We start from the raw sequence: 12,196 nt of genomic DNA, 5'->3' as shown, positions 1-12,196 counted from the left end.
CTTCTGCTGCTACCGTCGTCGGCAGAAACGGATTGAAGCTATCCACTTCTAGGGAGTCCGGTCATGAGCACTCAGGTCCACCCGCAGGCCGACACCTCGACCGTTCGTGTCGTGCTCGGCCTGGTCGCCGCGGCGGTCGTCGCGATCGCCGTGAACACCGTGATCGCGCTGGGCGCGGTCGCGCTGAACCCGAATGGCACCCGCATGGGTCTCGACCTGGTCGCCTACGCGCCGCTGACCGTGGTCGGCGTGCTCGCCGGCACTATCGGCTGGGCCGCCGTCCGCCGCTACGCCGCCCACGCGCGGTCGGTCCTGCGCGTGCTGGTGCCGGTGGTCGTCGTCCTGAGCTTCATCCCGGACTTCGGGCTGCTGATCTCCGGCATGGCCGACGTGGTCAACACGGTCGGACTGCTGGTCATGCACGTGGTTGTCGCGGCCGCGACCGTCACCGCGGTGAGCCGACTGCTGCCGCTGACCGGCTACCGCCGGACCGTCTAGTTCACGCCGAGGCGGCGGAGCAGGTCCTCTTCCAGCCGGTCCAGCTCCTGGGAGACGGCCTTGTGCGCCGCCTTCCGGCGGGCGCTGGGCATCCGCTCGGCGGCCCGGACCGCCGCGGCGAGCTGGGTCAGCCGGGTTTCACTCGAATCGGCGAAGGCAGCCTCGGTTGCGCGCAGGTCGGCGGCTGCCTGCGCGGCGCCGGCGATACGAGCGTGCAGCGCGCCGCCGGGGCCGGAGTAGTTGGCCAGATCCTCGACGGCGATGCCGAGCCGGCGGGCGCGGCGCTTGTCCACGGCCTCGCGGGCCATCGAGGCGGCACGCAGCGCGTAAGGGGCGACGACGGGCACAACGGCCGGTGCGATGACCTTCGCCAGGCCGATGAGGTTCTTGGCGCGGGCGGGGGTGAGCCGGGGCTTGGACCGGTTGCGTGCCACACGCCGACTCTAGTCCGGGAGGTGGAGATCCACCGGCCGTCGACACGGAGCCCGGCAGGCGGAACTAGGCTGCTCCCTGTGACGTCCTCGGTGCTGCTCGACGCCGGTGTGGTGACCCGCTGCCGGCGGCGCGTGCACCTGGAGAACGACCCGACCATGGCCGACGCCCCCAAGGCCGAGCCGGACCCGTCCGGGGAGCAGCGCCGCGCCGACGCGATGGCGCACCGCCGGGCGGTCGCCGACCGGATGGCCCGGATGGCCGGCTCGGCCTGGACGGAGATCCCGCTCGACGCGAAGCCGGCCGATCGGGAGCGGGCCACGGTGGCCGCGCTCTCGGCCGGCGCGCCGTTCGTGTGGGCCCCGCAGCTGCCACGGGACCCGGCCGGCGGCCGGCGCGGCGGCATCGACCTGCTGGTCCGGACCAGCACGGGCTACGTGCCGGTGCTGGTGGTTCGGCACAAGGTCACCGACCCGGGCGCGGGCGCCCGCACCTCGTCGCTGAGCGAGCCGACGCCGATCGGCATCCGCTCCGACCCGTTGCGCAAGGTCCGCCCGCAGCCCCGCGACCAGCTCCGCCTCGCGCATGCCCAGCGCATGCTCCAGGCCGCCGGCTTCGCCGCGAGCGGCCGCTCCTACGGCGGCGTCGTCGGCATGGACGCCGACGTGGTGCTCTGGCACGACCTGGACGCGCCGACCTGGCCGGGCGCGCGGACGGCGCTGTCCGAGTACGACATGCGGTTCGCGGACCGGCTGGCCGTGGCCAACGCGGCGGCGTCCGGCGGGGAGCCGCTGGCGCGGCCGTCCCGGATCGTCGAGTGCCGCAGCTGCCCTTGGTGGCCGGTCTGCGAGAAGTCGCTGACCGAGGCCCGCGACGTGAGCCTGGTGGTCCGCGGCGAGGACGCGTTCGCGCTGCGCAAGCTGGGCGTGTCCACAGTGGACGAGTTGGCGGCGATGGAGCCGGCCACCAAGCTGGTGACGCCGCTGGTCGGCATGCCGCTGTCGGACGCCGTGATCCTGGCCCGGGCCTGGCTGCGGGACCTGACCGTGGTGCGCCGGGTGCGCAAGGTCCGGGTGCCGCGGGCGGACGTCGAGGTCGACATCGACATGGAGAGCTTCGGCGACGCCGGGGCGTACATGTGGGGCTGCCTGCTCACCGGCCAGGACATCGGCGAGCCGCAGGGCTACCGGCCGTTCGTCACCTGGGAGCCGCTGCCCGACGATGACGAGGCCCGGTCCTTCGGCGAGTTCTGGACCTGGCTGATGCGGGTGCGCGACAAGGCCCTCGCGCACAACCTGACGTTCCGCGCCTACTGCTACAACGAGTTGGCCGAGAACCGCTGGCTGCTGTCCTCGGCCGAGCGCTTCGCCGGCAAGCCCGGTGTGCCGACCGTCGCCCAGGTCAACGCCTTCATCCGCGACCCGGCCTGGGTGGACGTGTTCGGCGTGGTCCGGGACCAGTTCCTGTGCGCCCACGGCAAGGGCCTGAAGATCATCGCCCCGGTCGCCGGCTTCCACTGGCGCGACCCGGAGGCCGGCGGCGAGAACTCGATGCGCTGGTACCGGGACGCGGTTGGCATGGACGGCGCGCCGGCCGAGGTGTCCCAGCGCCAGCGGCTGCTCGAGTACAACGAGGACGACGTGCACGCCACCCTCGCGCTGCGGGAGTGGATGAGCTCGCCGGCGATGACCGAACTGCCCTTCGCCGGCGACCTCTGACCCCGATCGAACGCTGTGAAGGGGCCATCCCTGACGGTGGACGAGAAGAAGGGCCCCTGCACAGCGTCAAAGGCTTGACAAGGGCCTGAATGGCCCTAGCGCGGGGCCATACGCAGCGCGCCGTCCATGCGGATGACCTCGCCGTTGAGGTAGTCGTGCTCGACGATGGCGACCGCCAGCTGCGCGTACTCGTCGGGACGGCCCAGGCGCTTGGGGAACGGCACGCCGGCGGCGAGGCCGGCGCGGAACTCCTCGGAGACGCCGGCCAGCATCGGGGTGTCGATGATGCCGGGGGCGATGGTCATCACCCGGATGCCGGAGGAGGCCAGCTCGCGGGCGGCCGGCAGGGTGAGGCCGACGACGCCGCCCTTGGACGAGGAGTAGGCGGCCTGCCCGATCTGGCCGTCGAACGCGGCCACCGAGGCGGTGTTGACCACGACGCCGCGCTGGCCGTCGGCGAGCGGCTCGGTCTTGGCGATGGCGTCGGCGGCCAGCCGCAGCACGTTGAACGTGCCGATCAGGTTGACCTCGATGACCTTCCGGTACGTGTCCAGGTCGTGCGGGCCGTTCTTGCCCACGATCCGCCCGGCGGTGCCCACCCCGGCGCAGTTGACCGTGATGCGCAGCGGCGCCCCGGCGGCGACCACGGTGTCCACCGCGGCCTGCACCTGCTCGGGACTGGTGACGTCCGCCTCGACGTAGGTGACGCCGTCGACGGCCTCGGCGTTGGCGACGGCCTTGGGCAGGTCGAGTGCGAACACCCGGGCGCCGCGGGCGGCCAGCGCCCGCGCGGTCGCCCCACCCAGCCCGGAAGCCCCACCGGTCACGATCGCCGCGTTGTCAGAGATCTGCATTCGGCGAGGCTAACTTGCTGGATCGATCAGACGTCGTGTCGGTCGGCGGGATCCTGGAGCAGCCGCAGCATCACCAGCAGCGGCAGGGACAGCACCAGCGCACCGCCCGCGAACAGCCCGGCAAACAGCAGAATTTCCATGTCAACCAGGGTGCGCGCGGGCGGCTCGCCGCCGCGTCGGCCGCAGGTGCCGTTCCGGCGTCCTACCGGGGGATGACAAGCATCACACTCAGCGACGACCCGGCGGGCAGATCTCGTCGAGCATGTCCAGGTCGGCCGAGCTGAGCGTGAGCTCGCCGGCGCGGGCGTTGGCCCGCACCTGCTCGGGGCTGGTCGCGCCGCAGATCACCGAGGCGACCGCCGACTGGGCCGCCAGCCAGGCGATGGCCAGCCGCACCATCGGCACGTCCCGCTCCTCGGCGAAGGCCCGCAGCTTCTCGATCCGGTCCCACGGCGCCTCGGCCAGCAGCCGCTCCCGGCCGGACAGCCGGCTGCCCAGCGGCGGCTCGCCGTCCTGCCGGTACTTGCCGGTCAGCAGGCCGTTGGCCAGTGGGAAGTAGGGCAGCAGCCCCAGTCCGAAGCGGCCGCAGGCCGGCATGATCTCCCGCTCCACCTCGCGCTCCAGCAGCGAGTAGTGGTTCTGCGCGGACACCGGCGCGGCCACGTGCTCGGACTGCGCGGTCCAGGCCGCGTCGGCGATCTGCCAGCCGGCCAGGTTGCAGTGCCCGACGTAGCGGATCTTGCCCTCGTGTACCAGGTCGTCCAGCACGGACAGGGTCTCGGCCAGCGGCGTGCGGGGGTCGGGCCGGTGCAGCTGGTAGAGGTCGATCCAGTCGGTGTTCAGCCGCCGCAGCGAGGACTCGACGGCCCGCCGCACGTAGCGCCGCGAGCCGCGGGCCCCGAAGTCCGGGCCGTTGACGCCCTGCATGTCCACGCCGAACTTGGTGGCGATCACCGCGTGCTCGCGTCGCCCGGAGAGCGCTTGCCCCAGCAGCTCCTCGCTGCGGCCGCGCGGCGCGCCGTAGACGTCGGCCACGTCGAAGAAGCTGATTCCGTTGTCCAGCGCGGCTTCCACCACCGACCGCGCGCCGGCCAGCGTCTCCGTCGCGGTGCCGGGACGGCCTAAGTTGTTGCAGCCGAGGCCGACCGTGCTGACGACAAGACCGGAATCACCCAGACGACGTTGCTCCACGGGCGGTCACACTAAACCTCGGCTAGCGCCACCGGGTGTTCACCACCTGTACGGCCTAAGCGTGCTGGTATGTCAACTCCGTTTGCGAACGTCGGACTCGGATACTCCTGCGACCAGGTCGGGGTGGTGCGAGGTGTTCGCTCGTCGAATCGCGGTGATCGGGACCGGTTACGTCGGTCTCACCACGGGGGCCTGTCTGGCCTCGCTCGGGCACCACGTGGTGTGCGCGGACGTGGACGTGGCCAAGGTGGAGCGGCTGCGGGCCGGTCAGGTGACCATTCTGGAGCCGCGGCTGGCCGAGCTGGTCCAGGAGGGCCAGGCCGGCGGCCGGCTGGAGTTCGTGGTGGGCGCGTCGGCCGCGGTCGGCGACGCCGAGGTGGTTTTCCTGTGCGTGCCGACCCCGATGGGCCAGGGCGGGGCGGCCGACCTGGCCGCGGTCGAGTCGGTGATCGCCGAGGTGCGCACGATCCTGCCGGTCGGCAGCATCGTGGTGAACAAGTCGACGGTGCCGGTGGGCACCGCGGCCCGGGTGTCCGGCCTGCTCAAGCGCAAGGACGTGCCGGTGGTGTCCAACCCCGAATTCCTGCGCGAGGGCACCGCGGTGCACGACTTCCTCAACCCGGACCGCATCGTGGTCGGCTGCGACATCCAGGACGCGGCCGAGCGGGTCGCCGCCCTGTACGCCCGGCTGGGCGCGCCGACCGTGCTCACCGACGCGGCCAGCGCCGAGATGGTCAAGTACGCCGCCAACTGCTTCCTGGCGATGAAGCTGTCCTACGTCAACGCCATCGCCGAGCTGTGTGAGCGGCTGGGCGCGGACGTCGCCGACGTCACCGAGGGCATGGGCTACGACCGTCGCATCGGCCAGTCTTTCCTGCAGCCCGGCCCCGGCTGGGGCGGCTCCTGCCTGCCCAAGGACACCCAGGCACTGCTGCAGGTGGCGGCGGCCGTCGGCTACGACTTCTCGCTGCTGCAGGCCACCATCGACACCAACACCCACCAGCGGCAGCTGATCGTGGCCAAGATCCGCGAGGCGGCCGGCGGCCGGCTGCGCGGGCGCCGGATCGGCCTGCTGGGCCTGGCGTTCAAGGCCGGCACCAACGACCTGCGGGACTCGCCGGCGCTGGCCGTGGCCGCGCTGCTGCGGGCCGAGGGGGCCGAGCTGACCGGCTATGACCCGGGCATCGACCGCGACGTCGACGGCATCCGGGTGGTGTCCGACGCGTACGAGGCGGCCAAGGACGCCGACACCGTCGTGGTGCTGACCGAGTGGCCGGAGTTCCGTGGCCTGGACTGGTCCCGGATCAACGAGTTGGCCGTCGGCTCGGTGGTGGTGGACACCCGCAACCACCTGGACCCGGACGCGCTGCGCCGGCACGGCCTGACCTGGTGGGGCGTCGGCCGCGGACATCTGGATCTGGGACAGGACCTCGCCGCCGTGATCTGATGGCCTCATGTTCACCACTCGCCCGGAGCTGACCGGCACGGTCGGCATGGTCGCTTCCACGCACTGGCTCGCCTCCAGCGCCGGCATGGCGGTGCTGGAGTCCGGCGGCAACGCGTTCGACGCCGCGGTCGCCGCCGGCTTCGTGTTGCAGGTGGTGGAGCCACATCTGGTCGGCCCGGGCGGCGACATGCCGGCGATCTTCGCCACGGCCGCCGACCCGACGCCGCGGGTGCTGTGCGCGCAGGGCGTCGCGCCGGCCGGGGCGACCATCGAGCACTACCGGGACCAGGGGCTGGATCTGGTGCCCGGCAGCGGTTTGCTGGCCGCGGTGGTGCCGGGATCGTGGGACGGTTGGCTGACACTGCTGCGCGATCACGGCACCAAGTCGCTGCGTGCCGTGCTGGACTACGCGATCGGCTACGCGCGCAACGGGTTCCCTTTGGTGGCACGGATTCCGGACACGATCAACGCCGTCAGCCGGCTGTTCACCGAGCACTGGCCGACCTCAGCGCAGCTGTGGATGCCCGGCGGCCAGGTGCCGAAGGCCGGCACGCTTTTCCGCAATCCGGTATTGGCCGACACCTGGGAACGGCTGCTGCGCGAGGCGGAATCCGTTGGTGGCGACCGGGAAGCGCAGATCGAGGCGGCCCGCAAGGCGTGGTACCAGGGCTTCGTCGCGGCGGAGGTCGAGGCCTTCAGCCGCAAGCCGCATCGCGACGACTCGGGTCGTGACCACGCCGGCGTGCTCACCGGGCAGGACATGGCCACCTGGTCGGCGAGCTACGAGGAGCCGGTGACCGTCCGAGTCGGCGACTGGACGCTGGCCAAGTGCGGGCCATGGAGCCAGGGACCCGCGCTGGCGCAACAGGTTCTGCTGCTGCACGAGCTCCGCGACCGGCTCGCGTACGTGGACGGCGTGCCGACGGCCGAGACCGTGCACCTGGCCATCGAGGTCGCCAAGCTGGCCTTCGCCGACCGCGAGGCCTGGTACGGCGACAGCGCCGACCTGCCCGTCGACGACCTGCTGTCGGCCGAGTACACAGCCTCTCGGCTCGCGTTGATCGGCGACACCGCGTCGTTGGAGCTGCGGCCGGGCTCGCCGGGCGGGCGGACCCCGCGGCTGCCGGAGTTCATCGCCTCTGGCCGGGGCATCGGCGGCGGTGACTCGCCGATGGACGCCGCGGTCGGCGAGCCGACGGTCACGCGGGAAGGCCAGATGCGCGGCGACACCGTGCACATCGACGTGGTGGACCGCTGGGGCAACGTCATCTCGGTGACGCCGTCCGGCGGCTGGCTCCAGTCCTCGCCGACGATCCCGTCGCTGGGCTTCGCGCTCGGCAGCCGGGCCCAGATGTTCTGGTTGGAGGAGGGTCTGCCGGCCTCACTGGTGCCCGGTCGGCGGCCGCGGACCACGTTGAGTCCGTCGTTGGCCTTCCGGGACGGCGCGCCGCTGGCCTTCGGCACGCCAGGCGGCGACCAACAGGACCAGTGGCAGCTGTGCTTCTGGCTGGCCCACACCGTCGGCGGCCTGAACCTCCAGGAGTCGATCGACGCGCCGATGTGGCACTCGGCCGCGTTCCCGCTCTCGTTCTATCCGCGCAGCTGGCAGCCGGGGGAGCTGGTCGCGGAGTCGCGGCTCGGCTCGGCCGCGTTCGAGGAGCTGCGCCGGCGTGGACACGATGTGGTCGACGCCGGTCCATGGGCGCTCGGCCGGCTGTCCGCGGTGTCCCGTGACCCGGCGAGTGGCCTGCTGCGGGCCGCCGCCAACGCCCGGGGCATGCAGGGGTACGCCGTCGGCCGCTGAGCTACGTTCCACGTGGAACGTAGTTCGCATTGCCGCCTCGTGACGTACGCGAGGCGGCCGGCGATGTCGTAGCGTCGGCGGCGTGCCACGAGGCCGGGCCCGGAAGACCGCGCTGCTTCCCATTCCGCTCGCGGTCGGCTGCCTGCTGATCGCGCTGATCAGCGCGCACTGGCACAAGACGAGTGTGGACGCGCTCAGCATCACGTGGGTCGTCTCCGGCGCGGTGCCGCTGTTCTGGCGCAAGCGCTGGCCCTACGCGGTTCTTGTGCTGTCCGCGGTGTTGGCTTTCACCTACTTCTACTCCGGCTACCCGGGCGCGCCGACGCCGGTCTATCCGGCGATCGCGCTGTACACGCTGGCCAAGCGGGAGGGGCCGATCCGGTCCAGCATCGCCGGCCTGCTGCTGATCGGCGCGCACATCGGGGCGCAGCTCGCGACCGGCGGCGACTTCATCGACCCCCGCGTGGTGGCGTTCGTGCCGGTGGTGATCTCCATCGGCACTGCCGCCCGCAACGTGTCCGACCGGCGGCAGTCGCAGCACGAGTACTTCGAGGAGCGGGCCCGCCGCATCGCCGAGGAGGAACGGCTGCGCATCGCGCGCGAGGTGCACGACGTCGTCGCGCACAGCCTGGCCATGATCAACGTGCAGGCCGGGGTCGGCGCGCACGTCGCCGACCGGCGGCCCGAGGAGGCCAAGCAGGCGCTGCTGGCGATCAAGGAAGCCTCCCGGGCGGCGTTGGTCGACCTGCGGGCCACGCTCGGCGTGCTGCGCTCGGGCGAGGACCGCGCGCCCGCGCCCAGCCTGGCCCGCATCGACGAACTGCTCGCGGCCGCCCGTGGCACCGGCCTGTCGGTCGAGGTCAGCGGCGATCCAGGCGACCTGCCGGCGCCGGTCGACTCGACGGCGTACCGCATCGTGCAGGAAGCGCTGACCAACACCGTTCGGCATGCCGTCGAGGCGCGTACGGTCAGCGTGCGGTTCGCGCGTGCCGACGGCAGTCTCACTGTCGAGGTCCAGGACGACGGCCAGCCGGTGCAGGCCGAGCCGGGCAACGGAGTTCGCGGCATGCGGGAACGGGCCTTGGCGCTGGGCGGCACGCTGTTGGCCCAGTCACGGGACGAGGGGGGATTCGTGGTGCGGGCGGAGTTGCCGCTGTGAACGTCAGGGTGGTGCTGGCCGACGACCAGGCGCTGGTCCGGGCCGGTTTTCGGCTGCTGTTGGAGACCGAGGCCGGCTTCGAGGTGTGCGGCGAGGCAGCCGACGGGGCGCGGGCGGTCGAGCTGGCCCGGGAGCACCGGCCGGACGTGGTCGTGATGGACATCCGAATGCCCGGCACGGACGGGCTGGTGGCGACCAGGCAGATCACCGCCGATCCGGCGCTGTCCGGCGTGAAGGTGTTGGTGCTGACCACTTTCGACGTCGACGAGTACGTGTTCGAGGCACTGCGGTCGGGGGCGTCCGGCTTCCTGCTCAAGGACACCGAGCCGGTCGACCTGCTGCACGCGATCCGGGTCATCGCCGCCGGCGAGGCGCTGCTCGCGCCGACCGTGACCCGCCGGCTGATCGCCGAGTTCGCCGCCCGCCCCGAGCACCGGCGGCCGGACCCGTCGGCGCTGCGCGAGCTGACCGACCGGGAGCGCGAGGTGTTGGCGCTGGTCGCGGGCGGGCTGTCGAACGAGGAGATCGCCGAGCATCTGGTGATCAGTCCGGCGACCTCGCGCACCCACGTCAGTCGGATCATGACCAAGCTGGGTGCGCGGGACCGGGCGCAACTGGTCGTGCTGGCGTACGAGTCGAAGCTGGTGACACCGCGCGATTAGTACGGGCCGGTGCCGCTTGTCGACCGACGACGCGACAGCGCGATGTGCTGAGCATTGTGCGACGTGTATGTGATCGCACTCATCGCAGAGTTCCTGACTTCGCTGCTTCTCGTGGTGGCGCTGGCCATTCGGTTCGGTCGGAAGTGGACCGCCGGCACGCTGCTCGTGCTGAAGGTCGGCCTGGCGGCCCTGATGCTGATGTACGGCTTCGAGTTCGCGGTTCGGCCGCTGCGCGACCTGGCGTTGCTGGCGGTGGCTTTTGCCTTCCCCCAACGACAGAAGCTGCTCATCGTCGCCGCGGCCGCCGGCTTCGTGCTGGATCTGCTGCTGCCGCAAGCCGTTCCACAGTGGACGGCGGTGGGGATGTTCGCGGTGGCCGGCCTGCTCGTCGCGTTGCCGGTGCGCCGGTGGGTCGCGCCGGTGGCGTTCGTGGTGCTGGCCGCACTGGGTGTTGGCATCTGGATTCCCGCGTCCGCCGCGCCGGCCACGATGAACATGGGCATGCCCGCGATGCCCGGCATGGCCATGCGCAGCGTCACCCAGCTGACCGGGCCGCCGACCACCGGTCCGGTCAGGAAGCTCACCATCACCGCTCGGCAGAACGGTGACCGGTATTCCTTCAGCCCCAACGTGATCCGTCTCCAGCAGGGCGACGTGCTGGACGCGACCCTGGTCAACAAGACGCCGGACACGCCGGTGACGATCCACTGGCACGGCCTGGACGTGCCCAACGCCTACGACGGCGTCGCCGGCATCACCCAGGACGCGGTCAAACCCGGCGGCGCCTTTGAGTACAAGTTCCAGGTCAACCAGGTCGGCACTTACTGGTTCCACTCGCACGAGGACACCAAGGACGAGGTCGTTCGCGGCCTGTTCGGGCTGATCGTCGTCGAGCCGCGGACCGGCCCGGTGGCCGACCTGGACCAGGCGCTGATGATCCACACCTGGGGCGACCAACTGTCCTTCGGCGACAACCCCGGCGTGCAGGTCAAGCAGGTGAAGCCGGGGTCCTCGGTGCGGGTTCGCGTCGTGAACACCGACTCCGACCTCCAGTCCGTGCAGGTCACCGGCTCGCCGTGGCAGCTGGCCGCCGTCGACGGCAACGACCTGCACCAGCCCGGGACGCTCACCGATCAGACCGTGCCGATCGGTGGCGGCGGTCGGGCCGACATCCAGCTCACCATGCCCGACCATCCCGTCCGGGTGTCGCTGGCCGGCGAGTCGCCGGCGTACGTGCTCAGCCCGGACGGGAAGTCCACTGTGGACGACCAGTCGCCCGGGCCGGCGGTCGACCTCATGCACTACGGCACGCCCGCGCCGGTTTCCCTTGGCACGAACTACAACCGTGACTACACCGTCGACCTGGACCAGGGCATCGGGGCGTCGGGATTCAAGTGGACGATGAACGGTGGCGTGTTCCCCGACGCCCCGATGCTGATGGTCACCGAGGGCGACACCGTGCGGGTCACCTTCCGCAACCTCAGCCTCGGCGAGCACCCCATGCACCTGCACGGACACGAGGTGCTGGTGCTGTCCCGGGACGGCGTGGCGTCAGCGGGCAGCCCGGTGTGGATGGACACCGTGTCGGTGGAGCCCGGGGAGACCGTGACCGTCGCGTTCAAGGCCGACAACCCCGGGATCTGGATGGATCACTGCCACAACCTCGGCCACGCCAAGATCGGCATGGTGATGCACCTGGCCTACACCGACGTCACGACACCGTTCGTGGTGGGCGACGGCAACAACCCGGAGTGAAACAGCTCCCGCTCCAGGGCCGCTTTCGGCTTCGCGCCGACGATGTTCGCCACCGGGACACCATCCTTGAACAGCAGCATCGTCGGCGCGGCCATCACCTGGTACTCCCGGGCCGTGCCCTGGTTGGCGTCCAGGTCCATCTTCACGATGGTCAGCTCCGGGTGCTCGTCGGCGATCCGCTCCAGCACCGGTCCGACCATCCGGCACGGACCGCACCAGGTGGCCCAGAACTCCACCAGCACCGGCTTGTCGCTGGTCAGCACCCGGTCCGCGAAGTCCGCGTCGGTGACCTCTTGCAGCATGATTCCTCCCCTGTCGCCCTCTCGACCGCGGCCGCCACCTGCGCCCGCACCGCCCGCAGCCGCTCGATGCAGTCGTCCAGCTCGGCCAGCTTTCGCCGGTACACCGCCACCGACGCCGGGCAGACATCACCCGTCGGATTGCCCGCCCGCAGGCACTCCACGAACGGCCGCGTGTCCTCCAACGCGAACCCGATCGCCAGCAGCGACCGGATCTCGTTGACCGCCCGCAGGTCGTCCTCGTCGTAGTCGCGGTACCCGTTCGCCGTGCGCCGGGCCGGCAACAGGCCCTGCTCCTCGTAGTAGCGGAGCGACCGCGACGTCGTCCCGGCCCGGTCCGCGAGCTCGCCGATGCGCATGCCAGCGACGGTAAACCT

12 protein-coding genes are annotated in these 12,196 nt (G+C 71.5%); 7 read left to right on the top strand and 5 right to left on the bottom strand.

What is annotated here, in order from left to right:
* The first annotated feature begins 63 nt into the window (after nt 1–63).
* The gene (locus tag JJ691_RS38535) at nt 64–498 is read left to right on the top strand and encodes a DUF6069 family protein (protein WP_211764431.1); all 435 of its coding nucleotides are present in this window, start codon (nt 64–66) and stop codon (nt 496–498) included.
* Here the strand turns inward: JJ691_RS38535 and JJ691_RS38530 are convergent.
* Complete coding sequence (locus tag JJ691_RS38530) at nt 495–932, bottom strand: DUF6474 family protein (RefSeq protein ID WP_211764430.1); 438 nt, start codon at nt 930–932, stop codon at nt 495–497. The two genes, JJ691_RS38535 and JJ691_RS38530, sit on opposite strands and share 4 nt — an antisense overlap.
* Before the next feature lie 78 nt (nt 933–1,010).
* Here JJ691_RS38530 and JJ691_RS38525 point away from each other — a divergent pair, with 78 nt between their 5' ends.
* Entirely contained in the window at nt 1,011–2,648 is a 1,638-nt protein-coding gene (locus tag JJ691_RS38525) for a TM0106 family RecB-like putative nuclease (RefSeq protein ID WP_211764429.1), read from the top strand.
* 95 nt (nt 2,649–2,743) lie between these two features.
* On the opposite strand, the gene JJ691_RS38520 is transcribed toward JJ691_RS38525, so the two are convergent.
* Together JJ691_RS38520 and JJ691_RS38515 are read right to left on the bottom strand one after the other, a co-directional pair.
* Nucleotides 2,744–3,502: an SDR family NAD(P)-dependent oxidoreductase gene (locus JJ691_RS38520; protein WP_211764428.1), complete on the bottom strand. Its 759-nt coding sequence runs from the start codon at nt 3,500–3,502 to the stop codon at nt 2,744–2,746.
* A 228-nt stretch (nt 3,503–3,730) separates the two neighbouring features.
* On the bottom strand, nt 3,731–4,693 hold the full coding sequence (locus JJ691_RS38515; protein WP_211764427.1) for an aldo/keto reductase: 963 nt from the start codon (nt 4,691–4,693) through the stop codon (nt 3,731–3,733).
* A gap of 133 nt (nt 4,694–4,826) precedes the next feature.
* On the opposite strand from JJ691_RS38515, the gene JJ691_RS38510 reads away from it, so the two are divergent.
* From JJ691_RS38510 to JJ691_RS38490, 5 genes are all read left to right on the top strand, one after another.
* On the top strand, nt 4,827–6,140 hold the full coding sequence (locus JJ691_RS38510; RefSeq protein WP_211764426.1) for a UDP-glucose dehydrogenase family protein: 1,314 nt from the start codon (nt 4,827–4,829) through the stop codon (nt 6,138–6,140).
* Between the two features lie 7 nt (nt 6,141–6,147).
* The gene (locus JJ691_RS38505; RefSeq protein ID WP_211764425.1) at nt 6,148–7,944 is read left to right on the top strand and encodes a gamma-glutamyltransferase family protein; all 1,797 of its coding nucleotides are present in this window, start codon (nt 6,148–6,150) and stop codon (nt 7,942–7,944) included.
* Between the two features lie 82 nt (nt 7,945–8,026).
* Entirely contained in the window at nt 8,027–9,103 is a 1,077-nt protein-coding gene (locus JJ691_RS38500) for a sensor histidine kinase (RefSeq protein ID WP_211764424.1), read from the top strand.
* Entirely contained in the window at nt 9,100–9,765 is a 666-nt protein-coding gene (locus JJ691_RS38495; protein WP_211764423.1) for a response regulator, read from the top strand. Before JJ691_RS38500 ends, JJ691_RS38495 begins: the two co-directional genes overlap by 4 nt.
* Nucleotides 9,766–9,828: 63 nt before the next feature.
* Nucleotides 9,829–11,520, top strand: coding sequence for a multicopper oxidase family protein (locus JJ691_RS38490; protein ID WP_211764422.1), 1,692 nt, complete (start codon nt 9,829–9,831; stop codon nt 11,518–11,520).
* Here the strand turns inward: JJ691_RS38490 and trxA are convergent.
* Both trxA and JJ691_RS38480 read right to left on the bottom strand, forming a co-directional pair.
* Nucleotides 11,466–11,822 carry a thioredoxin gene (gene trxA, locus JJ691_RS38485; protein ID WP_211764421.1) on the bottom strand — a complete coding sequence of 119 codons (357 nt, stop codon included), beginning with the start codon at nt 11,820–11,822 and terminating at the stop codon, nt 11,466–11,468. The two genes, JJ691_RS38490 and trxA, sit on opposite strands and share 55 nt — an antisense overlap.
* Nucleotides 11,777–12,178, bottom strand: coding sequence for a MerR family transcriptional regulator (locus tag JJ691_RS38480; RefSeq protein WP_211764420.1), 402 nt, complete (start codon nt 12,176–12,178; stop codon nt 11,777–11,779). Before JJ691_RS38480 ends, trxA begins: the two co-directional genes overlap by 46 nt.
* Between the last annotated feature and the right edge of the window lie 18 nt (nt 12,179–12,196).

The sequence above is a fragment of the Kutzneria sp. CA-103260 genome (assembly GCF_018263855.1).
In the GTDB taxonomy this organism is placed as follows: Bacteria; Actinomycetota; Actinomycetes; order Mycobacteriales; family Pseudonocardiaceae; genus Kutzneria.
Note: the sequence above shows the minus strand (reverse complement) of the source record. Positions and strands in the feature narration are given on the sequence as shown.

Coding starts and splice junctions, on each gene's coding strand:
- JJ691_RS38535 (WP_211764431.1), top strand. CDS start 64: ATGAGCACTCAGGTCCACCCGCAGGCCGACACCTCGACCGTTCGTGTC.
- JJ691_RS38520 (WP_211764428.1), bottom strand. CDS start 3,502: ATGCAGATCTCTGACAACGCGGCGATCGTGACCGGTGGGGCTTCCGGG.
- JJ691_RS38505 (WP_211764425.1), top strand. CDS start 6,148: ATGTTCACCACTCGCCCGGAGCTGACCGGCACGGTCGGCATGGTCGCT.
- trxA (WP_211764421.1), bottom strand. CDS start 11,822: ATGCTGCAAGAGGTCACCGACGCGGACTTCGCGGACCGGGTGCTGACC.
- JJ691_RS38480 (WP_211764420.1), bottom strand. CDS start 12,178: ATGCGCATCGGCGAGCTCGCGGACCGGGCCGGGACGACGTCGCGGTCG.